The sequence below is a fragment of the Occultella glacieicola genome (assembly GCF_004353825.1).
GTDB classification, from domain to species: domain Bacteria; phylum Actinomycetota; class Actinomycetes; order Actinomycetales; family Beutenbergiaceae; genus Occultella; species Occultella glacieicola.
Genome location: NZ_SMNA01000016.1, coordinates 1 through 23,439, shown reverse-complemented (window position 1 = coordinate 23,439; position 23,439 = coordinate 1). Strand labels below are relative to the sequence as shown.

Annotated in this window: 18 protein-coding genes; 15 read left to right on the top strand and 3 right to left on the bottom strand. The window is 71.3% G+C overall.

All coding sequences use genetic code 11. The annotated features are described in order from the left end of the window. Positions 1 to 35: 35 nt before the first annotated feature. The 3 genes from EXU48_RS22635 to pdxA all read left to right on the top strand — a co-directional run bounded on the left by EXU48_RS22635 (position 36) and on the right by pdxA (position 3,131). Positions 36 to 830 carry a DeoR/GlpR family DNA-binding transcription regulator gene (locus EXU48_RS22635; RefSeq protein WP_328591668.1) on the top strand — a complete coding sequence of 265 codons (795 nt, stop codon included), beginning with the start codon at positions 36 to 38 and terminating at the stop codon, positions 828 to 830. Then, positions 827 to 2,038 (top strand): four-carbon acid sugar kinase family protein, encoded by a 1,212-nt coding sequence (locus EXU48_RS22630; protein WP_165962954.1) that lies wholly within the window; start codon positions 827 to 829, stop codon positions 2,036 to 2,038. Before EXU48_RS22635 ends, EXU48_RS22630 begins: the two co-directional genes overlap by 4 nt. Before the next feature lie 64 nt (positions 2,039 to 2,102). Beyond that, entirely contained in the window at positions 2,103 to 3,131 is a 1,029-nt protein-coding gene (gene pdxA / locus EXU48_RS22625) for a 4-hydroxythreonine-4-phosphate dehydrogenase PdxA (protein WP_235857218.1), read from the top strand. 191 nt (positions 3,132 to 3,322) lie between these two features. Here pdxA and EXU48_RS22620 read toward each other — a convergent pair whose 3' ends face one another. Both EXU48_RS22620 and EXU48_RS22615 read right to left on the bottom strand, forming a co-directional pair. Next, complete coding sequence (locus EXU48_RS22620) at positions 3,323 to 5,338, bottom strand: ABC transporter substrate-binding protein (protein WP_165962953.1); 2,016 nt, start codon at positions 5,336 to 5,338, stop codon at positions 3,323 to 3,325. 50 nt (positions 5,339 to 5,388) lie between these two features. Then, positions 5,389 to 6,363: a dihydrodipicolinate synthase family protein gene (locus tag EXU48_RS22615; RefSeq protein WP_165962952.1), complete on the bottom strand. Its 975-nt coding sequence runs from the start codon at positions 6,361 to 6,363 to the stop codon at positions 5,389 to 5,391. 182 nt (positions 6,364 to 6,545) lie between these two features. Between EXU48_RS22615 and EXU48_RS22610 the strand changes: the two genes are divergently transcribed. From EXU48_RS22610 to EXU48_RS22570, 9 genes are all read left to right on the top strand, one after another. Continuing rightward, positions 6,546 to 7,280 (top strand): GntR family transcriptional regulator, encoded by a 735-nt coding sequence (locus tag EXU48_RS22610; RefSeq protein WP_165962951.1) that lies wholly within the window; start codon positions 6,546 to 6,548, stop codon positions 7,278 to 7,280. Next, positions 7,277 to 8,359, top strand: a complete 1,083-nt coding sequence (locus tag EXU48_RS22605) for a hypothetical protein (protein WP_133109966.1) — start codon at positions 7,277 to 7,279, stop codon at positions 8,357 to 8,359. The genes EXU48_RS22610 and EXU48_RS22605 overlap by 4 nt, the downstream gene beginning before the upstream one ends. A 21-nt stretch (positions 8,360 to 8,380) precedes the next feature. Further along, entirely contained in the window at positions 8,381 to 10,312 is a 1,932-nt protein-coding gene (locus tag EXU48_RS22600) for a glycoside hydrolase family 127 protein (protein ID WP_133109965.1), read from the top strand. Positions 10,313 to 10,758: 446 nt separating this feature from the next. Continuing rightward, entirely contained in the window at positions 10,759 to 11,757 is a 999-nt protein-coding gene (locus tag EXU48_RS22595; protein WP_133109964.1) for an ABC transporter permease, read from the top strand. Positions 11,758 to 11,759: 2 nt separating this feature from the next. Then, a complete protein-coding gene (locus EXU48_RS22590) occupies positions 11,760 to 13,022 on the top strand; it encodes an ABC transporter permease (protein ID WP_207947872.1) in 1,263 nt (420 codons plus the stop codon). After that, positions 13,000 to 14,130, top strand: a complete 1,131-nt coding sequence (locus EXU48_RS22585) for an ABC transporter ATP-binding protein (protein WP_133109963.1) — start codon at positions 13,000 to 13,002, stop codon at positions 14,128 to 14,130. Before EXU48_RS22590 ends, EXU48_RS22585 begins: the two co-directional genes overlap by 23 nt. Continuing rightward, the gene (locus EXU48_RS22580; RefSeq protein WP_133109962.1) at positions 14,127 to 15,203 is read left to right on the top strand and encodes an ABC transporter ATP-binding protein; all 1,077 of its coding nucleotides are present in this window, start codon (positions 14,127 to 14,129) and stop codon (positions 15,201 to 15,203) included. The genes EXU48_RS22585 and EXU48_RS22580 overlap by 4 nt, the downstream gene beginning before the upstream one ends. Further along, positions 15,200 to 16,363, top strand: coding sequence for a sialidase family protein (locus EXU48_RS22575; protein WP_207947871.1), 1,164 nt, complete (start codon positions 15,200 to 15,202; stop codon positions 16,361 to 16,363). Before EXU48_RS22580 ends, EXU48_RS22575 begins: the two co-directional genes overlap by 4 nt. Before the next feature lie 28 nt (positions 16,364 to 16,391). Beyond that, on the top strand, positions 16,392 to 18,494 hold the full coding sequence (locus EXU48_RS22570; RefSeq protein WP_133109961.1) for an AGE family epimerase/isomerase: 2,103 nt from the start codon (positions 16,392 to 16,394) through the stop codon (positions 18,492 to 18,494). On the opposite strand, the gene EXU48_RS22565 is transcribed toward EXU48_RS22570, so the two are convergent. Beyond that, entirely contained in the window at positions 18,378 to 19,703 is a 1,326-nt protein-coding gene (locus EXU48_RS22565; RefSeq protein ID WP_133109960.1) for a glycoside hydrolase family 28 protein, read from the bottom strand. The two genes, EXU48_RS22570 and EXU48_RS22565, sit on opposite strands and share 117 nt — an antisense overlap. Positions 19,704 to 19,809: 106 nt before the next feature. Between EXU48_RS22565 and EXU48_RS22560 the strand changes: the two genes are divergently transcribed. From EXU48_RS22560 to EXU48_RS22550, 3 genes are all read left to right on the top strand, one after another. Further along, on the top strand, positions 19,810 to 21,225 hold the full coding sequence (locus EXU48_RS22560) for a pectinesterase family protein (RefSeq protein ID WP_133109959.1): 1,416 nt from the start codon (positions 19,810 to 19,812) through the stop codon (positions 21,223 to 21,225). 82 nt (positions 21,226 to 21,307) lie between these two features. Continuing rightward, positions 21,308 to 22,555, top strand: coding sequence for a RuBisCO large subunit C-terminal-like domain-containing protein (locus EXU48_RS22555; RefSeq protein WP_133109958.1), 1,248 nt, complete (start codon positions 21,308 to 21,310; stop codon positions 22,553 to 22,555). Beyond that, the coding region (locus EXU48_RS22550; protein ID WP_133109957.1) for a four-carbon acid sugar kinase family protein at positions 22,552 to 23,439 on the top strand (888 nt) is incomplete at its 3' end. The genes EXU48_RS22555 and EXU48_RS22550, both read left to right, overlap by 4 nt.

Here is a 23,439-nt window from a genome sequence, read left to right as displayed (position 1 = left end):
CTCGTGGGTAGCATGGGAGGACGGACGGGAGGGCGATGATGATGGTGAGCAAGGCGGAGCGTCGCCGCGGCGAGATCGTCGCGCGCGCCTCAGAGATGGGTCTGGCGAGCGTGGATGACCTCGCGGCCCGGTTCGGGGTGACCGCCTCCACGATCCGCCGCGACCTCGCGCAACTGAGCCGGTCCGGCCAGCTGGCCCGGACCTACGGCGGCGCCATCGCGCCCGGCGAGCACGTGGAGACGTCGTTGCTCCAGCGCGAGCACGAGAGTTTCGACGCCAAGGCCGCCATCGCCGGCTGGGCGGCGGAGCAGGTCCGTCCGGGCGAGTCGATCCTGCTCGATGCCGGCTCCACCGTCGCCCTGCTGGCTCGCCGCCTGCCCGCCCTGGAGGGCCTCGCCGTGACCACCGCGAGCGTCCCGGTGATCAGCCTGCTGCGGACCCGACCGGAGCTCGCGCTGACCTGCCTCGGCGGCCGGCTCAGGGACCTCTCGGCGGCGTTCGTCGGGCCGCTGACGGAACTGGCGCTGGAACGGCTCACCTTCGATCGGCTGTTCCTCGGCACCGACGGGGTCGGCGCCGACGGGTCCCTCTGCGAGGCGGAGCCGGACCAGACCCGCCTCAAGGAGCTGATGGCTCGCCGGTCCCGTCGGATCTACGTCCTCGCGCACTCGGCGAAGCTCGGGCACGCACCGTTCCACAGTTGGGCCCGGATCGACGAACCGTGGACGCTGGTCACCGACGACGGCGCGGATCCCGAGTTCCTGGACGCGTTCCGCCGGACCGGCCGGGACGTCGTCATCCGGCCCGTGGCACAGCGGGCCGAGGCGTGAGGCCCGCACACGTCTGGGCCGACGATCTCACCGGCGCGGCGGAGTTCGCACGACTCTGGCAGGACTGGAGCGGTCGGGACGTGCGCGTTCGCCTCGGCCGGCCCGGGCCGGGCACAGTCGGGACGGTCAGGACCGGCGACACCGACGGAGCGAACGGCACGGCCGGGGACGTCGACACCGTCTGGGATCTCGACCTGCGCCACGACGCGGACGCCGACGTGCTCCATGCCATGACCGCACTGGCGGCCGGGGTCGATCCGACCGCGACCGTGTTCGTGAAGCTGGACTCGAGGCTGCGCGGCCCGGTCCGGGTCTACCTCGACGCGCTGCTGGGGTCCGGGCGTCCGGTCGTGCTGTGCCCCGCCAACCCAGGGCTCGGGCGTGTGACCGTGGACGGGTGGCACGTCGACGGCTCCACCGAGTCGGTCGACCTCGCCCGGCTCGGCTCCGGTCTGCCGCACCGACACCTCGGCCGAGCCGACTACCGCCGGCTCCCCGCCCTTGCCCGGGCCGACGGCCCGCTCCTGATCACCGCGGACGTCGCAACCCCGGCGGACCTGGAGCGACTCGCTCTCGCCTGCGTCGGGATCCCGCACGCGACGTTCGCCGGATCGGCACCGTTCCTCGCCGGCCTGCTGCGCACCCCGGACCCGGCCGCACCGGGCGACGGCACGGCCACGCACGCGGTCGGAACGAGGGCGCCGGCCGCCGTGCGCACGCTCCTCGCCGTGCTCGGCACCACCGAGCCGGTCAGCCACGCCCAGTTCGACGCCCTCGAGGCCCGGCACCGGGCCATCCGGATCGCAGTGCCGGCCGACGGCGGCGGCCGCGACTCGGCCGTGCACCGGGCTCGGTCCACGCTCGCGCGGGGAGGACACGTCGCGCTCACCCTCCCGACCGCCGCGGCGTCCGCGCCCCGGGATCGAGCGAGCATGGACTCCTTGGCCGCCGCCTGTGCGGCCACGCTGGCCGGTGCCGCGCCCGATGTCGCCCTGCTGCTCAGCGGCGGCCACACCGCCCGGCTGGTCCTGGACCGGCTCGGCCTGCGCGACCTCCGGACCCTTCCCTCCACCGTCGCCGCGGTCGCCCGCCTGTGCGCGCCGGACGGCCGCACGGTCTGGACCAAACCCGGCAGCTACGGCGAGCCCCGTCTCCTGCTCGACCTCCTCGACCTGCTCGGGGCCACCTCGGCGCGTGCCAGGTCCTGACCACCCCGACCACCCCGACCACCCGACCCCGATCCCGATCCCAGAACCAGAGAAGGAACCCACCGTGGAGCCCACCGATCGCGCGCCCTCCCGTCCCGTCGTCGCCGTGACGATGGGAGATCCGGCGGGCGTCGGGCCCGAGGTCTGTGCCGCCGCCCTGACCGACCCGGAGGTGCTCGCGGCGTGCCGGCCCGTGCTGATCGGCGACCTGCCACGAATGACCCGGGCGGCGACGCTCATGCGAGTGCCGGCCACCATGCACGAGATCGACCGGCCGGCCGAAGCCGACCCCACGACGACCCGTGTCGACGTGATCCAGGTGGGCGAACTGCCCGAGGACCTTCCGTTCGGCCAGGTCAGCCCGATCGCCGGTGATGCGGCGTACGCCTACGTCGAGCGGGCCGCCGGCTACGCCGTGAGCCAGGACGTGGCGGCCATCGCGACCGCGCCGCTGAACAAGGCCGCGCTGCACGCCGCCGGCCACCGCTTCCCCGGGCACACCGAACTCCTCGCGCACCTGACCGGGGTGCCCGAGGTGTCCATGATGCTGAGCACCCCGCGGCTCCGGGTCATCCACGTGACGACGCACCTGGGCCTCATCGATGCGATCGCTCGGATCGATCCGCCGTTGGTGCGCCGGACGGTCGAGCGCGGCATCGAGGCGCTCGAACGCGCCGGTCTGACCCGACCCCGCGTCGGGGTGTGCGCGATCAATCCGCACGCCGGCGAGGACGGGTTGTTCGGCTACGGGGAGGAGGCCGAGAAGATCCAGCCGGCCATCGACGAACTGGTCGCCCTGGGCCACGACGTGCATGGGCCGCTGCCGGCCGACACGGCGTTCTTCCTGGCCGGCCGCGGCGACTTCGACCTCATCGTGGCCATGTACCACGACCAGGGCCACGGTCCGGTGAAGGTGCTCGGCATCGACGACGGCGTGAACATCACGGTGGGCCTGCCGGTGATCCGGACGTCGGTGGACCACGGCACCGCGTTCGATATCGCCGGTACCGGCCGGGTCACCACGGCCAGCATGGCCGAAGCACTACGGCAGGCGGCGGCGCTGGCCGGTCACGCACCGAGCCGTCCCGCCTGACCGCCATGCCGGCACATGCCGGCACATGCCGGCACATGCCGACCCTCGCCGGGCCGCGGGCGGCCGGACCGTTCGGCCGACCGCCCGCGGCCGGGCGCCCACCGGTACCGACGCCGACGGCGCCGCGCGGATCGAGCCGCGTGACGCCGTCGGGCATGACCGGGCAGTTCCGGCTCCGTGAGCCGGACCGCTCAGGCCGTGAAGAAGTACTGCTCCGGGTTGGTCGGGCCAGGCGGCTGGAATCCGACGTCACCCGGGATCTCGTCCGGCACGTTGGTCTCCAGGTTGTTCCGCACGATCCCGTAGCCGTCCGGCTGGGTGCAGATTCCGATGTAGAAGAACTGGTCCTTCGCGATCTCCAGGACCTGCCGGGCCAGCTCGACCGCGTCGTCCGCGTCGTACGTGCTCCGCATCTCGTCGAACAGAGCGAGTTGCTCCTGGATCACCGCGGGTGGCTCGACGTCGGACTCCCCCCGGTACCAGAGCGCCCAGGTGTGGCCGTAGCGGGACGAGCCCCGCGGGTTCGAGGGCACGAAGTAGTGGTTCGACCCCTGGGTCGCGCGGATCTCGAACCCGCCGGCGGTCCACGTGGACACCTCGGCCTGGTTCGCTTCCACGCGCTCCCAATAGAGCGTCTCGGCCAACGGGGTGACGTTGGCCTCCACGCCGACCGCCTCCCAGTCCTGCTTGATCAGCTCGAAGGCGTCCAGATGGTCGGGCATCGACGAGGGCACCAGCACGGTCATGCTGATCGGCGCCCCCTCGGCGAGCCGGATGCCGCTGCCGTCCCGCTCGGTGTAGCCGGCCCGGTCGAGGGCCTCGTTCGCCAGGTCCACCGAGTACTCGGTGAACTGGGTGCCGAACTCCTCGTCGTAGGCGGGATGCCCCTCGACCGGAGCGCACTGCCAGGGCATCGTCTGGCCGGCGTAGATGGTGTCGATGATCCGCTGCCGGTTGATCGCGTGGGAGAGACCGACCCGGAAGTCCTTGTTCGAGTAGATCTTCCGCTTCCGCTCGTCCTCGAGGGTCTGGTTGAAGCCCATGACCATCGCGTTCGGGCCCTGCGGCGAGACACTGAACATCCGGTAGTCGCCACTCTCCTGGTTCTCCGAGACCACCGGGAGGTTCCGGATCGTGTCGAAGTTGCGCATCTGCATGTCCAGCTCACCATTGGTGATCTTCAGCAGCTCGACCTCGATGTCCTGCAGGATCTCGCAGCGGATCTCGTCGATGTAGGGCAGCTGGCTGCCGTCCGGGTCGACCTTCCAGTAGTACGGGTTGCGTTCGGCCGTGACGTAGCTGCCGTCGCCCAGCGCCGCGGTCAGCCGCCACGGGTGCAGGCTCGGCGCGTCCACGTTCGAGAACGGCTCGAGCCTGGACTCCCACAGCTGCACCCAGTCGTCCAGGCTCGCCTCGGCGACCAGGTCGGCGATCTCCTCGTTGTACTTCTCGTGGAACTGCTCGAAGTAGTGCCGGGGCAGCACCATCATGGTGCCGGAGGCCAGTTCCTCGAGGAATCCCGGCTTGGGGTCGTCGAAGACGTACCGGATCACGGTGCCGTCGCTCTCGAACGTGCCGGGCTTCTCGGGGTCGTTCACGTTCGTCCAGAGCGAGTAGAGGCCACCGGGGTGCAGGGCCGGGTAGACGTTCACGTCCTCGTAGGCGAACCTGAAGTCCTCGTCGGTGAGCGGCTCACCGTCCGACCACCGCATCCCCTCGCGCAGCGTGAACTGGAAGACCCGACCCTCGTCGAGCTCCTCGTAGCTCTCGCACAGGTTCGCGATGATCTCGCTGGTCCCCGGCTGGTCGGTCCATCCCGGGATCCATCGCACGAGCGGCTCGTACCCGATGGACTGTTCCAGCCAGGTCCGGTCCTCCTCGGTGATCATCGCCGAGCGCCAGGTCCCGCCGTACTGACCGACCTGGTTCAGCGGCTCGACCACCAGGGGCGTGCTCGGCAGCCGCTCCTCGACCGGTGGGAGTTCTCCGGCCTCGACCTGGGCCGCCAGCGAGGGCGCCTCCTTGCCCTTGGGGCCACTCGCACCGTTGCCGCCACTCTGGGCGGGGTCGGTGTCGAAGAAGGAACAGCCGGCCAGCGCGGTGGTGGCCGCCAGACCACCGCCGGTCAGGAGGACCGAACGGCGACTGACCACCGACGACCAGAGGCGGTCCCGGGCGGGGGATTGCGGTGTGGTGCTTGGCAACATCATTGTTCTCCTCTTCATCGGGGATGGTATGCCAGTTGACTGGAGCCGGTTCAGGCGCGGTCGCCGGGACCCTCCAGGCGGTCGATGACTGGCAGCACGCGTTCGTCCAGGTGCCGGCGATCCTGAGCCGTCAGTTGGGACTGGGGTGCCGCGCTGTGCTCGGACTCGATCCGGCCGAGGGCGCTGAGCAGGTACTTGTACACGGTCGTGGTCAGTCCCGGTGCCGCGACGGTCCCCGGGGGAGCCAGCAGTTCGATCAGTTCCTCGCTCTGGTCCTGGAGGGCCAGGACCAGGTCCCAGTCGCCGGCTCGCGCCGCCGCGTACTGGCGCACCAGGTGGCGTGGGGTGAGGTTGCCGGTCGAGGCGACCGAACCGACGGCGCCGAGCAGGTAGCCGAGATCGGCGACGGAGGACCCACCGGTGAGGCAGGGAAGCGGGGTGCCGGCCTCCCGCAGACGGCGCTGCAGCCGACGCAGCCACACCATGTCCGAACTGCTGTCCTTCGCACCGCACAGCACCCCCTCGGCGACGAGCTCGACGATCGAGCCGATCGAGAGGGTGGCCGGGATGAACTGGGGCAGGTGGTAGGCCACGACCGGGCCGTCGATCGCGTGCGCCAGGGCCCGATAGTGGGCCTTCAGCTCGTCCTGACCGAATCCCACGAAATAGGGCGGCAGGACCGAGACCAACGCGGCCCCGGCGGCGAGCGCCTCGCGGGCATGCCGCACCGCGAGACTCGTGGAGGTGTCACCCACGTGTGCCACCACCGGCACCCGTCCCGCGGCGGCCTTGACGCACAGCCGCACCACCTCGGCGCGGCCCTCCCCGTCCAGGGAGTAGAACTCGCCGGTGGTGCCGTTCGCCCAGAGCCCGTGCACACCGGCGACCACCAGGTGGTTGACGTGTGACTCCAACGAGGCCGAGTCGACCTCGCCGTCCGGGGTCATCGGGAGCACGACCGGCGGGAGCACGCCGTGCAGTCGGTGGGGGGACGCTTCTTCGGAAGGTGTGAATGCCAGTGGCATGTACGTCATCCTTCGGGGACGACCTGCATGTTGTCAAGGCCGGACCATGCCGTCGGCCGCGATCGAGGACCCTCGCGGCAGGAACGAGCCCGAACGGACGGCGCAAATGGCATACCATGGGCGGACCGCAACGAGCAGCGGGCTCGAGCGCATCGCTCCGCGGTGCGGATGGGAGGATCTACGTGGCAACGTCGATGGCAGGGACGCGACCCCCGGAGCAGGTCAGCGAGAAGACCCTGGAGAACCGCGCGCACGACGCGCTGGTCACCTGGCTGACCGAGGAGCACCCGCAGCCGGGGCAGACGGTCCCGATCCGGGAGTTCGCCCGGAAACTCGGGATGAGCCGCACACCGGTGCGCAGCGCGGTCGGCCGGCTGCACGAACGCGGCCTGCTCGCCTACGACGCCACCGCGGGTTTCACCGTGGCCGTCCCCTCACTCTCCTCCTTGTACGAGTTGTTCGAGCTCCGCGTGATGATCGAGTCGCACAGCCTGCGCCGGTACACCGAGCAGGAGGGGCCGGCCGCCCCGCAGATCCTGCACGATCTGGTGGCCGAGGCGGGCCGGCTCGCCGAAGCCGCGCTCCAGGATCCGGCGCAGTACATCGCCTTCCGCGAGAACGACAGCCGCTTCCACCGCACGCTCGTGGAGATGTCCGGCTTCCCGAAGCTGCTCGCCCTGCACGACGACCTGCACCTGAGCATCCACGTCACCCGCGCCGGGATGGAGGCGCCGATGAACCGGGACCGGCTGGACGCCGCCGTGGTCGAGCACCGCGAGATCGTCGAGGCACTCGACGCCGGCGACGGACCCGGCGCCCGCGCGGCCCTCGAGTCACACATCCTCCGGGTCCGTGACCAGACGATCGTCTTCCTGTCCCGCCCGCAGCCCACCGTGGGCGGTGGCTTCGCCCGGTGACCGCGACCCGGCCACGTCCGGTGGTGGACGCCACGATCGAGGCGAGCCGCGGCCCGGGCTGGCGAACGATGCCCGCGGAGGCCGTCGGGGTCGATGTCGACCGACTGCTCACCGTCCGCTCGACCGAGGACGTGGCCGACCGCCGTCGACGGTTGATCGACCACCTGTGGAAGGGAGCCGGCCTGCCCTCGGCCACCCCCTCGATCAACTCCGGCGTCACCATCGCCGACCTGGACCCGCTCGACCACGGCGGCGTGGACCGGGCCACGTCATCGATGTCGCACGGGCTGGCGTCGACCAGTTATCTGGTCCACCCGCGCCGCCCCGAGCCGGGCCGGCTGGGCTTCTTCCTCGCCGGTCACGGGAACGCCGGCAAGCCCGTCTACCACCGGCCGCGGCTCGCGGCGATGCAGACGCTCCTCGACCGCGGCTACCGGGTGGCGGCGGTCGACATGCCGCTGCAGGGGTGGAACGCACCGGTGATGGACCTGCCCACGTCCGACGCCCCGCCACCGGCCGACCCGGCCAGCCACGAGCGGTTCGGCGCCTACGAACGCCCGGACTTCTGCACCGCCACGTTCTTCCTCGAGCCCGTGCTCGCGCTGCTCAACCACGTCGCGCGGGCGGCGCCGCTGACCGACGTCGTGACCTTCGGTTTCTCGGGCGGCGCGTGGACCACGGTGCTGCACGCGGCCATCGATCCCCGGGTCACGCTGAGCATCCAGGTGGCCGGGACGTGGCCGTTCTATCTGCGCCCCCATCCGGCCGAACACCCGAACTTCGGCGACTGGGAGCAGCGACGGGAGAGCCTTCCCGGCCTGTACGACATCGCCGGCTATCTCGACCTCTACCTCCTCGGCGCGGCCGGCGCCGGTCGACGTCAGCTGCAGATCCTGAACCGGTTCGACCCGTCCTGCTTCCCCGGGGTCGGTCACCGCAGCTACGCCCAGCCCGTACGCGACCGCGCCGGCGCCCTGGGCGGGGACTGGGAGGTCATCGACGACCCCACCCACGGCGAGCACAAGGTCTCGGACTACGCGGTCGCCATGCTCGCCCACGAGTTGGACCGCCGATCCTGATCCCCACCCCGAGGAGCCATGATGACGACCATCAACACCACGACGTCCGCCCGCGGACCGATCGTCCCGACGCCGCAGGCGGTGGCCGTGCAGCGGCCGGTCCGCAGCGCCGCCCTCACCGGCGGGCTGTGGCGGCACTGGCAGCAGGTCAACCGCTCGGCCAGCATCCCGCTCGGCATCGGCAAGCTCGACGAGGCCGGCAACTTCACCAACCTGCGGCTGGCCGCCGGTGAGGCGCTCGACGCCGACCACCAGGGGCCGGTCTACATGGACTCGGACGTCTACAAGATGCTCGAGACGGTCGCGTACGAACTCGTCGACGGCGGCGACGACGCCGAGCTCGAGGAGTTCGTCACCACGGCATCGGGGCTGATCGCGTCCGCCCAGGCCGAGGACGGCTATCTGAACTCCACCTACCAGGTCCGCGGGCCGCAGGCGCGGTACCAGGACCTCAACAACAGCCACGAGCTCTACACCGCCGGACACCTGTTCCAGGCGGTGGCCGCGCTGGCCCGCACCGGCGACGACCGCCTCGTCCCGGTCGCCCGCCGGCTGGCGGACCACCTCGTCCAGGTCTTCCTCACCGAGCGGCTCCCGAAACTGGACGGTCACCCGGGCGTGGAGACGGCACTCGTGGAGCTGTACCGCTGCCTCGGGGTACCGGAGTACCTGGAGCTGGCGCAGCGACTGCTCGACGACCGCGGGCAGGGCATGGTCGGCCGGCACGCCGTCGGCCCGCTCTACCAGCAGGACGCGTTCGGGGTGCGGGAGGCGCCGGTGCTGACCGGCCACGCCGTCCGTGCGATGTATCTCGAGGCCGGGATCGTCGACGTCTACCTGGAGACCGGTGACCGCTCGCTCCTGGACGCCTCGGTCGCCCGGTGGGAGGACATGGTGGCCACGCGCACCGCGCTCACCGGCGGCCACGGGTCACGGCAGCTGAAGGAGGCCTTCGGGGAGGGGTACGAACTGCCGCCGGACCAGTCCTACAACGAGACCTGCGCGGCCGTCGCCAGCGTGCACTGGAGCTGGCGGCTGCTGCTGGCCACCGGCGAGGCACGGTACGCCGACCTGATCGAGCGCACGCTCTACAACGTGTTCGCCGCCTCCGTCTCGCTCGACGGACTCGAGTTCTTCAAGGGGAATCCGCTGCAACGTCGCTCCGACCACGCCATGGCGATCGGCGACCCACGCTGGCGGGACGGATGGTTCTGGTCGGCCTGCTGCCCGCCGAACGTGACCAGGCTGATGGCATCGCTGCAGCACTACCTCGGCTCCTCCGACCCCGACGGCATCACCGTGCACCAGTACGCCGACGCCGTCCTGGGCGCCGGCCTGCGCGCCGGCGACGTGGACCTGGCGGTGGCCACCACGTTGCCCTGGGACGGCGGCACGAGCGTGCGGGTGGAAGCGACGCCGGACGCCGAGTGGACCCTGTCCCTGCGCGTCCCGTCCTGGACCGCCGATCCTGAGATCCGCCTGAACGGTGCACCGGTGGAGACGACGAACCACTCCGGCTACCTCCGGATCCGTCGCGTCTGGCGACCGGGCGACGAGATCCGGCTCGGGTTCGACATGCCCCCCCGCCTCACCAGCCCCCACCCGCGCATCGATGCGCTGCGCGGCTGCCTCGCCCTGGAGCGGGGTCCGCTGGTGTACTGCTTCGAGCAGGTCGACCAGGACAGCGACGTCGACGTCGAACGGCTCCAGCTCGTTCCCGACCTCCAGGCGATCACGGCCGACAGCCATACCGACCTGCCCGGCGTCGGCCGCACCACCACGCTGAGCGTCCCCGCACGGCAGCTCGTCGACGCACCCACCGAGGGTCTGCCCTACTACTCCGGTGCGCGCTCCTGGTCCACCCGGCCGGTCCGCGCCGTGGCGGTCCCCTACTTCCAGTGGGCGAACCGGGACCGGCAGGCCATGCGGATCTGGATGCCCGTCGACGCCTGACGATCGCCGGCGCCGGACCCGGACCGGCTGACCCGCTGGAAGGGGCGCCTGCGGGACCCCGCCAAGGTTCCCGCAACCGTCATGCCAGCGGTATGCCATGCTGGTCATCGACGCGGCCGTGGCGACGAGCATTTCGCGCGGAACACGAGTCTCCTGGCGGATGCCATCAACATGCCGTTTGACGATTTTGTCGCCTCCAGGCGTTGCGCATCGCCCCGATGACCGGTTAGCATCACCGAAGCCGCATGTTCACGAGCGTGTGGGTAGATATGCAAGGAGCCCGATGAAGCGCTGTCCGTCCGGCCGCAACGACACGCGACCACCGACCCTCCCGACGACGGGATCGCCTCGACCGCCACGACCCGCCCCCAGCGGGGCCGGACCCACCGTCACGGCCGGACGAGCCCGCTCCGACGGCGACCAGACGGACTGAAGGGGAGCTCGGTATGGGTAAGTACACACTCAGGCGCATCGGCCTGATGGTGATCACGCTGGTCGCGATCTCGTTCGTGACCTTCTGGATCATTCAACTGCCGCCCGGCGACTACGTGTCCACGCTGGTGGCGCAGGCGGAGTCCCGCGGCCAGGTCATCACCCCCGAGCAGATGGCCGCTCTGCGGGTTCGCTACGGCCTCGACGACCCGTTCCTCGTGCAGTACTGGAACTGGATCAGCAACATCGTCTTCCACGGCGACTTCGGCCAGTCGTTCGCGTACAACCGGCCGGTCTCGACGTTGATCTGGGATCGCGTGGCGCTGTCGTTCTTCCTTTCGGTCAGCACCCTGTTGTTCGTCTGGGCCGTCGCCTTCCCGGTGGGCATCTACTCCGCCGTCAAGCAGTACTCCCCCGGCGACTACATCGCGACGTTCTTCGGCTTCGTCGGCATGGCGATCCCGGAGTTCCTCCTGGCACTCGTCTTCCTCTGGCTCGGCGTCAGATACTTCGACCAGAGCGCCGGTGGTCTGTTCTCGCCGGAGTATGTCGATGCCGCGTGGAATCTCGGCAAGGTCCTCGACCTCGCCTCCCACCTCTGGCTTCCGATCCTGATCATCGGCATCTCCGGCACCGCGGGCCTGATCCGGGTCACCCGCGCGAACCTCCTCGACGAGCTCTACAAGCCGTACGTCATCACGGCCCGCGCCAAGGGCCTCTCCGAGTGGAAGCTCCTGGTCAAGTACCCGGTCCGGATGTCGCTGAGCCCCTTCTTCAGCACGGTCGGCTGGCTCCTTCCCGGACTCATCAGCGGCGAGACGATCATCTCGATCGTCCTCAGCCTCCCCACCACAGGACCGCTGCTGTTCGGCGGCGTACTCAGCCAGGACATGTACCTGGTCGGCAGCTTCATCCTGATCCTCAGTGCCCTGACCGTGGTGGGAACCCTCCTGAGCGACCTCGCGCTCGCCTGGTGGGACCCCCGAATCCGACGCCGCTACCAGGAGAGCTGAACATGACGGAGAGGACAGAACGTCGGGACACCGGCGCCTCGGGCACGTCCACGGACGTCTGGGACGCGTCGGAGCTGGAGCTCGAGGGCGCCACCATGAGCCAGGAGGGGATGGAGATTCCCCTCCCGTCTCCCGGGGGCGACGACGAGTCCGGCCCGACACCCGAACTCGCCCGGGCCGCGCTGGCTCAGGGCGGCACCGCGTCGCAGTGGCGACTGGTCTGGCGACGCTTCCGTCGGCACAAGGTCGCCTTCGTCGCGCTCTGGGTGGTCCTGGCCATCTACCTGATCATGGCCTTCGCGGAGGTCCTGGCACCCTCGACCGCCACGGCCCAGGACCCCGACTACGCCTACGCGCCACCACAGGCGCTGCACATCTACCACCCCAGCGAGGGCCTCGGCCTCTACGTCCACGACTTCACCGTGACGCAGAACCCGGAGACGTTCGCCAACGAGTTCGAGATCGACACCGACAGCTACATCCCGGTCGGGTTCTTCGTCAGCGGCGAGCCCTACGAGATGTGGGGCCTCTTCCCGATGGACGTCCACCTCATCGGCCCCGAGGACCCCGACCGACCGTTCTACCTCTGGGGTGCGGACCGGGCCGGGCGGGACTCGCTGAGCCGGATCCTCTACGGGTCGCGGGTGTCGCTGTCGATCGGGCTGGTCGGAGTCGCGATCAGCCTGGTGCTCGGCATCGCCCTCGGCGGCATCTCGGGCTACTACGGCGGGAAGCCGGACACCCTGATCCAGCGGATCATCGAGTTCCTGATGGCGATCCCCACGCTGCCGCTGTGGCTCGCCCTCTCGGCGGCGATACCCGCGTCCTGGGGTCCACTCGCACGATACTTCGCGATCACCGCCATCTTGTCGGTGATCGGCTGGACCGGCATGGCCAGACAGGTCAGAGGGAAGTTCCTCTCGCTACGGACCGAGGACTTCATCACCGCCGCGACCCTCGATGGGTGCAGCAGACCCCGGATCATCTTCCGCCACATGGTGCCGTCGTTCTCCAGCCACGTGATCGCGTCACTCACCATGGCCGTCCCCGGGATGATCCTCGCCGAGACCTCCCTGAGCTTCCTCGGGCTCGGCCTCCAAGCACCTGCGGTCAGCTGGGGTGTGCTCCTCCAGGACGCCCAGAACATCCGAACGATCGAGACGGCGCCGTGGCTCCTGCTTCCGGGCCTGGCGATCTTCATCACTGTGCTGGCCATGAACTTCGTCGGAGATGGATTGCGTGATGCTGCAGACCCCTACAAGTGACCAGACCACCAGCCGCCGGCTGGATCCCGACGCACCGCCGGTGCTCCAGCTGACCGGTCTGCGCACCGAGTTCCAGCTCGAGGACGGCGTCGTCACGGCCGTCGACGGCGTCGACCTGACGATCCGTCGCGGCGAGACCCTGGCCGTGGTCGGCGAGTCCGGCTGCGGCAAGAGCGTGATGGCCCGCTCGATCCTGCAGTTGGTGGATCGCCCCGGCCGCATCGTCGGCGGTCAGGTGTGGGTGCCCCGCCCGGCCTCGACCGAGGTCGAACGTGCGCGAGGGCGGTCCCGCCGCCGGCGGCGGCGCCGCGAGACGCCCGCCGAGACGACCGTCGCTCCGGAGGGCATGGTCGGCCTGATCGGTGCCGACCCGGCGATCATCCGGGCGGTCCGCGGCAAGCGCATCGCCATGGTGTTCCAGGAGCCGATGACGTCCCTGTCCGCCGTGCACCGGGTGGGCGACCAGATCACCGAGGCGATCCAGCTCCACGCGCCGATGCCCAAGGACGTCGCCCGGGAGAGAGCGATCGACCTGCTGCGCCGGGTGGGGATCGCCGCACCCGAGAAGCGGGTGGACGCCTACCCGTTCGAACTCAGCGGGGGCATGCGCCAGCGCGTGATGATCGCGATGGCCCTGTCCTGCGACCCTGAACTCCTCATCGCCGACGAACCGACGACCGCCCTCGACGTGACCACCCAGGCGCAGATCCTGGAACTGCTGGCCTCCCTTCGTGACGAGCGCGGCATGGCGATCATGCTGATCACCCATGACCTCGGGGTGGCCGCCCAGCTCGCCGACTCGGTGGCCGTGATGTACCTGGGCAACGTGGTCGAGCGCGGCGATCTCGCCGAGATCTTCCGCAGTCCCCGGCACCCGTACACCCGGGCACTGCTGCGCTCGATCCCGAAGCTGGGGCAGGGCAGGGACATCCGGCTCGCGCCCGTGCGCGGCATGGTGCCCCACCCGTTCGCCCGTCCCAGCGGCTGCCCGTTCCACGACCGTTGCGACTCGTTCCAGCCGGGCCGGTGCGACACCGCGCCACCACCGTTGATCCGCGACGACCAGGGCCACGAGGTTCGCTGCGTGCTGTACGAGGAGGACAAATGAGCCAGGACACCGACGTCGTCGACAGTGAGGTCGTCCGGACGGACACCTCCGACGTGCTTCTCGAGACCCGGCAACTGAGCAAGTACTTCCCGATCACGAAGGGGCTGTGGGGTCGCACGGTCGGTCAGGTCAAGGCGGTGGACCACGTCGACCTGCAGATCAGGCAGGGTCAGACCGTGGGGCTGGTCGGTGAGTCCGGATGCGGCAAGAGCACCCTGGGCCGCTGCATCCTCCGCGCCCAGGAGCCCACCTCCGGCGAGATCCTGTACCGGAGGACGGACGGCGAGGTCGTCGACCTGGCACCGCTCACCGAACGCCAGCTGAAGCCGTACCGCCAGGACATCCGGATGGTCTTCCAGGACCCGTTCTCCTCGCTGAACCCGCGGATGACGCTGGCGGACATCGTCGGCGAGCCGCTGCGGGTGAACAAGGTCGTCAAGGAGTCGGAGGTCGAGGACCGGGTGGCCGCGCTGCTGGCCCGGGTGGGCCTGCGACCCGAGTACCTGCGCCGGTACCCGAACGCGTTCAGCGGTGGCGAGCGGCAGCGGGTGGGGCTGGCCCGTGCCCTGGCCCTGGACCCGCGGCTGGTGGTCGCCGACGAGGCGGTGAGCGCCCTCGACGTCTCCGTCCGCGCGCAGATCCTCAACCTGATGAAGGATCTCCAGGCGGACGAGGACCTGACCTACCTGTTCATCTCCCACGACCTCGGCATGGTCGAGTACATGGCCGACGAGGTCGTGGTGATGTACGTGGGTCACGTGGTGGAGACCGGTCCGACCGCCGACCTGTACCGCCGGCCCCAGCACCCCTACACCGAGGCCCTGCTGTCCGCGGTTCCCAACCCCGACCCGAACGCCGCCAAGCGTCGCGAACGGATCGTGCTCCAGGGCGAGGTGGCCGACCCCTCCGACGTCCCTTCGGGCTGCCCGTTCCGCACGCGGTGCGCCTACGCGCAGGAGCTGTGCGCGACCAGCGTGCCGGCGCTGCGTGAGGTCTCGCCCGGGCGGCGGGTGGCGTGCCACTTCAGCGAGGAGCTGGGCCTGCGTGGGATCGAGGAGCTCGGTGTGGCATGAGGACCGCCGCCGAACCGTCCCCGCCCACTGATCACCCGAAGGACGCCGACATGGACCCGCGACTGACCGGGCGACTCACGCCGTCCGCCGCCGACCCGCAGCTGACCGAGGCTTTCCTGCCTGTGGTGCACCCCGTGGACAGCCACGCCGCGACGCTGACCGAGACGACCGGGGGCGACCTGCTCTGCGCCTGGTTCAACGGCCCGCAGGAGGGCGACCGTGAGACCAACGTGGTGCTCGCCCGGCTGCCCGCCGGCGCCACCGAGTGGTCCCGACCGCGCCTGATCGCCGCGGACCCGGACCGGTCCGAGCAGAACCCGGTCCTGTTCCGCGCACCGGGTGGACGGATCTGGCTGCTGCACACCTCCAACACGCCCCACGACCGCACCGACGCCCACGTCCTGCTGCGCACCTCCGACGACGACGGGCAGAGCTGGTCCGAGCCGCGGACGCTGTTCGCCGGACCCGGCTTCTTCCTGCGCAACCCACCGCTCTTCCTGGCCGACGGAACCTGGCTGCTGCCGGCCTACCAGGTCGACGCCGACGGCGAGTACAGCGTGGTCGCCCGCAGCACCGACGAGGGACACACCTGGGAGGTGGTCGAGGTGCCAGGGAGCCGGCACCGGGTCCAGATGAGCATCGCCCCCCGGGCCGACGGCAGCCTCCTCGGCCTGTTCCGCTCCCGTGCCGCCGACCGGGCCTACGCCTCGGAGTCCGCCGACCTCGGTCGCACGTGGACGCCGCCGGTCCGCACGGCCCTCCCGAACAACAACTCCGCGCTGCAGCACCTCGCCCTGGCCGACGGCCGACTCGCCGCGGTGTTCAACGACGCGACCATGGAGCGCGACCAGTTCCGGTTCGTGCCGTCCGGTGACGGCTGGCGGAAGAAGGCGGTCCGCACACCGCTCACGCTCGCGCTCTCCGAGGACGGTGGGCGGACCTGGCCGCGACGGCGCAACCTCCAGGTGGCCGATCTCGAGTACAAGGACGCCCCGGTGGGCTACTCCTACCCGGCCATGATCCAGGCGTCCGACGGCACCCTCAACGTCGCCTTCTCCTACCTGCGCAAGACGATCAAGCACGTCCGGCTGGACCCCGACTGGATCGCCGGGGACCTGGACGACGGACTGGCGCTGGACACCACCGAGGACGCGGTGTGATGGCCTCGCCGGCGGCCGGGGCGAGCCGGTGCTGACCGGGCTCGACCTGGCCCGGTTCGTCATCGGAGCACCGGACGCCGTGGCCCACGAACTCCCGTCGTGGCCGGACCTGCTCAGCGAGATGCTGGTCGTCTCGACGGGCCGGCCGTGGCGTGAGCGCACCCCCGGGCTGACCGGCGCCGAGCCGTCCCCCGGCGATGACATCGTCCGGGTGTCGGGGTTGGTGGGACCGGTGCGGGTCGTGGTCGTCGCCCGGCTGGACGAGCGGGGGCTCGCGCTCGAGCTGACCTGGAGCAACGACACCGGGGACCTCATCGCCGACGTGGTGGTCGGGCTGCGGGTACCGGGACCCGGGACCGCCCGGGTGACGATGCCCCAGGTGATCTATCACGACAACCCGTCGGCCGATCCCGACCGGGTGGTTCCGCACGTGGGCCGGGGCGGGTTCGTCACCGAGGTGCACCGTCTGCCGGTGCCGGCGGTCTGTCTGCAGGACGCGCAGGGCGCGACCCTGACGCTGGTCTCGCTGCCGGATCCGGACGAGGACGCGAGCGGGCGGGTGCGGTACGGCTCACTCGGCGCTGTCGCCAGCGACACCGTCGACGGCACCCGCGCGCTCGGGCTCAGCGGTGTCACGCTGTTCGACGGCGAACCGGACGTCACGTATGTGCACAAGGCCCGCACCGCGGCGACCGCCGACGGCTATCGCGATCTGCCGCCGGGGGGCTCAGTGCGCCAGCGGTTCCTGCTCGCCCGCGGCCGGGCCGCCCCCGGTCAGGGGTTCCGCGAGCTGGTGCGCCTCGGCCGGGACCTGTTCGACGGCGGCGAGCGCGAGTTCGCCGGACCACTCGACGATCGCCGGCACCTCGACCTGCGGGTCGCCGCGCTCGATGCCCGTGCCTTCACTGACGGCCCGGTGACCGGGTACCTCAAGTTCCCCGCCTGGGGTGAGCCACGTGCGCGGCCCGGGCGCGCGGCCGTCGACTTCCTCTACGGCTGGACCGGGCAGTGCCTGCGGCTGGCGTGGTGCGACGCCTGGGTCGGCCTCGAGAACAGCGAGCCGGACCGGGTCGCGCGGGCACGTGCCGCCAGCGAGTTCTACCTGGGCGGGTCGGGCACCTCGGTGCCGGGACTGCGCTACAACTCCTACGTCCACGACGACCGGCGCTGGCAGGGGCTGCGTCGCCGGGGACGTGAGCTTGTGTCCGCCCGGGCGCACGGTGAGACCATCTGCGACCTGGCCGACCTGATCACCCTGCTGCGCGACCGACAGGTACCGGTGCCGCCCGCCTGGTCGACGGCGCTGCAGGAGGCCGCCGAGTTCATCACGACGGCGACGGCGCCGTCGGGGCTGGTGCCGATCGGCTGGACCGCCGACGGCCACCCGGTCACGGATCCGGCCTGGTCGGCGGGGATCCCGGCGGTCCGGGCGGTGGCCAGGGCGGCCGAGGTGTGCGCGCGCCCGGACCTGCTCGGCCGGGCGATCACCCTGGCCGACGGCTACCACGAGCTGCACGCCGCGACGTTCGACCGGCCGTTCGCGCACTCCACCCTCGACGCCGCCTGCGAGGACAAGGAGGGCGGCATGAGCTACTTCGAACTCCTGATGACGCTCTACGACCAGACCGGTGACGGGACGTACCTGGAGCGTGCTCGAGTGGTGGCCGAGTGGCTGCTGACCTGGGTCTACCACTGGAACCCACGGTTCGATCGTGGCGCACCGCTGCGGGAGGCCGGCTTCAACGCGATCGGCTGGCCCGGCGTCAGCGTGCAGAACCACCACCTCGACGTCTTCTTCCCCAGTTTCGATCTGTGGCGCCTGGGCCGGCTGACCGGCGACGCCTGGCTGCAGCGGTGGGCCCGCACCATCATGGCCACGATGGGGCAGGGGGTGTGCACCACCCCCGGCGAGTGGGGCTTCGACGTGGTCGGCGAGCAGGCCGAGGCGTTCTTCGTCACGAACTGGCAGGACCGTGGGCACAGCAACACCTGGAACCCGTCCTGGGTGATCGCGCTACCGCTGTGGCAACTGCTCCGGTTCACCGCGGCCGGGGCCGAGGTCGGAGTCGACCACGTGGCGCACGACGTCCGGCCCGGCGAGCCGTCCGAACGAGCAGTCCCGCAGGCGTAGCCGGCGGATCGGAGCATCCGGCAGCCCGATCAGCCGCACCGCGCACCCGGCGGACTCCGCGCTGACCCGGAGCACCTCGATGCCCCGGACGTCCGGTGGGTGCGGCCCCGCGGTCACCCGGCCGTAGTCCAGGGCGACCTCGAGCACGGCCTGGCGGACCTCGCCGACCTCGATGTCGGCGAACAGGATGTCCCGGATGTAGCCGCCGCGCTCGGGGTTGGACTTGATCCGCAGGGCCCGACCCAGCTCCGGGCTGGACATCCGGCAGCGATAGGCCACCACGTCCGAGACGCCGCCACTGGTCTCGCTGCCCACCGTGATCCCGCCGTGCCCGGCCCGCATCCGGCAGTCCCGGATCACCACGCCCGCCGTCGCCTCACCCGGGTGCCACCCGTCCGGGCCCTTGCCCGCCTTGATCGCGATGCAGTCGTCGCCGGTGTCGAACGTGCAGTCCTCGATCAGCACGTCCCGCGAGGACTCCGGGTTGCACCCGTCGTTGTTCGGCCCGCGGCTGTCCACCAGGACGCCGCGGATCGTGACGTTGGTGCACCGGAGGGGGTGGATGGTCCACATCGGCGAACGGCGGAACGTGACCCCGGAGATGAGGACGTTGCGGCAGTCGACGAACTGGAGCAGGTTCGGACGCAGGTTGTCCCCCGCGCCGAAGACCCGGTCGGAGACCGCCACCCGGGCGGCCGCCGCGGCCAGGAGCCGCTGCTTCGCCGGCCCCTCCTCGGGCGCCGGCGCCTTGACCCAGTTCCACCAGTGCTGGGAGTCGGCACCACCGTCGATCACGCCGTCCCCGGTCACGGCGATGTTCCGGCGACCGATCGCGTAGATGAGCGGCGAGTAGTTGAAGCAGTCCACGCCCTCGTAGCGGGTCCGGACCGGCGGCAGGAAGTCGTCGGGGTCCTGGCTGAACGCCAGCACCGCCCCGGACGCCAGGTGCAGTTCCACGTCGTCGAGCAGATGCACGGCCCCGGTACGGAACCGCCCGGCCGGCACGAGCACGCGGCCACCGCCGGCCGCCGAACAGGCCGACACCGCCGCGGCGATCGCCGGCGCGGCGTCGCTCACGCCATCACCGACCGCCCCGAACGTGGTGACGTCCAGGACCCGGTCGGCGAACACCGGCTCCGATACCCGGCTCAGAACCTCGGCCGAGCGTGCGGCGACGACGCCCGAGAGCGGCGGGTCGAAGTCGATCATGTCCGTCCCCTTCAGCCATTTGCGCGATCTGCGCAGCCAGCCTAGCGCGAACTGCGTATAGTGTGCCCGTGCTCGTCGTCGCCCGAACCTCGCGAACGTCGCGACGATGAGCCATCGTGAGCTGAGCCCACGTGAGGTCACCGCTCGTGACGACGAGCGGACCTGCGGTGGCGTCCGGGTGTCTCCGAGCGGAGCCGGGGTCTGCGTGGACACCCCGCTGCGCCTGAGCTTCGACCGGCCGGTGACGCTCGGGCGACGGGGCCGGCTTCAGGTGCACCGCACGGACGGCACGGTGGTGGACACGATCGACCTCGCCGATCCGGAGGGCGCGCGCCGTCCGATCGGCTCGGCCCGCACCGACCACGGCGAGCTGCACCTGTGGCACTACCTTCCCGCCGTCGCCGAGGGCACGCAGGTGCTCCTCACCCTGCACCGCGGCCTCGAGGAGGACGCGGACTTCGTGGTCACGATGGACGCCGGGTTCGTCCAGGGGCACGGCGGCATCCGCGCCGAGGACGGCTGGCGGCTGCACACCAAGCGGGCGCCCGCTCGCGGGACGGCGCAGGTGGAAGTCGACGCGAGCGGGGGCAAGGACTTCTGCACCGTGCAGGGGGCCGTCGACCACGTGCCGGAGGGCAACGACCGCGACGTCACGATCAGGATCGCACCCGGGACCTACCGCGAGATCGTCTACGTGCCGCCGACCAAGCCGCGGCTCACGCTGCGCGGCGGCGACCGGAACGGGACCGTGATCACCTATCCGAACAACGACCGCCTCAACGGCGACGCGGCGATGCGCGGGCTGCCGATCGAGATCAGCTGCTGCCCGAAACGCGTGCTGCCGGGCTCCGACCGGTTCAACTGCTGGCGGGCCGTCGTCGGGGTCGATGCCGACGACGTGACCGTGGAGAACCTCACGATCCACAACAGCACCCCCGCCGGCGGCGGCCAGGCCGAGGCGTTCCGCGGCAACGGGAGGCGGATCACGCTGCGCCGGGTCTCGCTGCTCAGCCATCAGGACACGCTGCGCCTGCAGGGCGCCGGCTACGTCGTCGACAGTTACATCGAGGGTGACGTGGACTTCGTCTGGGGCACCGGCGGCATCGTCGTGGAGGACACCGAGCTCAAGGCCCTCGGCCCCGGCTACTACACCCAGATCCGCAACGTCGACGACGGCCCGGGAGCGGCGTTCGTCAACGTCCGGCTGACCAGGGCGCCAGCGGTTCCGGACGGCAGCTGCTATCTGAGCCGGGTCGAGCTGTCCCGGTTCGCGCCGAGCCAGGTGGTGTTCGTCGACGCCAGCATGGACGCCCACATCGCCCCGCAGGGCTGGGTCCTCACGGACGCGACCGGGCGATGGGACACGAGGCGGCTGCGCCTGGCCGAGCACGGCAGCCGCACGCTCGACGGACTCCCGCTCGACGTCGACGGCCGGTCGGCCGTGGCCCGCACACTCGATCCGGACGAGGCGGCGCCGTTCCGCACCCCGGCACATCTCCTCGGCGGCTGGGATCCGCGCTGACCTGCTTGCACGTCCAGTCATTCTTGCATAGGCTTGAGCGAAGGCCGAGTCCGGGGCACGTGCCGGCCGCGAAGGAGCATGGATGAGCGTCGTCACCGCGGTCTACGAGATCGAGACCGCACTGCCCCTGGATCGGACCGCCGCCGTGATGGCGAGCGAGCAGTCCAGCGGCACGTTCGTCGCCGTGGCCCGCGAGACCGAGGACCTCAAGCGCCGGTTCGCGGCCCGGGTGGTCGGGATCGAGGAACTGCCGCCGAGCGGGCGCCCACCGCTGCCGGGCGCCTCCGGGGACTGGAGCCGGGCGAAGCGGGCGCGGGTGAGCATCGAGTTCCCCCTGGACAACTTCGGGCCCTCGATCCCGAACCTGCTCGCCGCCGTCGCCGGGAACCTGTTCGAGATCCGGGAGGCCGGCGCGCTGCGCCTGGTGGACCTGGACCTGCCCGCCGCGTTCGCCCAGCGGTACCCGGGACCGGCCTTCGGCTGGGAGGGCACCGTGCGCCTGGCCGGTCGTGACCGCGGCCCGCTGCTGGGCACCATCGTCAAGCCGAGCATCGGGCTGAGCGCCCAGCAGCTCGCCGAGCTGGTCACCGAGCTCGCGGACGCGGGCATCGACTTCATCAAGGACGACGAGCTCCAGGGCAACGCCACGCACCTGCCGCTGGCGGAGCGGGTGCGGGTGGTCACGGACGCCCTGCACCGGGCCGCGGACCGCAACGGCCGGATGCCGATGTACGCGTTCAACATCACCGACGACATCGACCGGCTGGCCGCGAACCACGACCTCGTCAAGGCCGCCGGTGGCACCTGCGTGATGGTCTGCGTGAACACCGTCGGTCTGGCCGGCCTGCAGTACCTCCGGGCCCACTCCGAGCTCCCGATCCACGGGCACCGCACCATGTTCGGCGCCTACTCGCGGTCGCCGCAGCTGGGCATCGACTTCATGGTGTTCCAGAAGCTCTCCCGCCTGGCCGGGTCGGACCACGTCCACACGAACGGGCTGAGCAACAAGTTCTACGAGAGCGACGAGCAGGTGCTCGCCTCGATCGCCGCCGTCCGCACCCCGCTGCTCGGCGGGTACGAGGCGGTGCCGGTGCTCTCCTCGGGACAGACCGCCGCCCTGGCCACCCGCACGTACGACCGGGTCGGCACCGACCGGCTGCTGGTCCTCGCCGGAGGCGGCATCCACGGCCACCCGGGCGGCTCGGCGGCCGGGGTGCGCGCGATGCGCGAGGCGTGGTCCGCCGCGCTCGCCGGCGAGACCCTCGAGCGGCGCGCGGAGTCGGTGCCGGAGCTTTCCGCGGCCCTAGCCGCGTTCGGGCCGCCCCGATGAGGTTCGGCTTCTACGGCGACGACTTCACCGGATCGGTGGACGCGCTGCTGCAGCTGCGGGCGGCGGGGCTGACCGGGGTGCTCGCCACGTCCGTGGCCGCCGCCGAGCGGCTCGAGGGCGGCCACGACGTGATCGGGATCGCCGGCGTCGCTCGGTCCCTGCCCACTGAGGCGCTCGCCGCCGAGGTCGGCCCCGCACTGCGCTGGTTCGCCGGCCGCGGCGCCCCGATCGTGCAGTACAAGGCCTGTTCGACGGCGGACTCCTCCCCCGTGACTGGCAGCCTCGGCCGCGTCCTCGAGCTGGGTCGCGAGGTCTTCGGCGACCGCGCCGTCCCGGTGCTGTTCGCCCAGCCCGACTTCGGCCGGTACACGTTCTTCGGGCACCACTTCGCCCGCGACGGCGACCGGGTGTTCCGCCTCGACCGCCAGCCCACGATGAGCGCGCACCCGGTCACCCCCAGCACCGAGTCGGACCTGGTGCGCCACCTCGGCGCGCAGACGGCCCTGCCGATCGCCGCGGTGGACTGGCGCAGTTACGGCCCGACGGCGCAGGGCGGGTCGGGCGGGCCGGTCGCCCCCGGCGCCGGGTCACCCGCCGTGGCGAACGCGCACGCGCCCCATGCGACGGATCCGGTCACGGCGCTCGCTAGCGCCATCGAGGCGGCGGGCACCACCACCGCAGCGGCCGCCGTGGTACTCGACGCGTTCACGGACGCCCACCTCGACCTGGTCGGGGCCGCCATCGTGGGCTCGTCGTCGGCCGGGCGAGCCGCGGACGCCGGCACGCACCGCCCACGGTTCGTGCTCGGCGCCGGCGGGCTCAGCCTCGGCCTGGGGCGCGCCCTCGCGGCCGACGCCGCCGGCACGGGCGCCGCGACCCCCGCC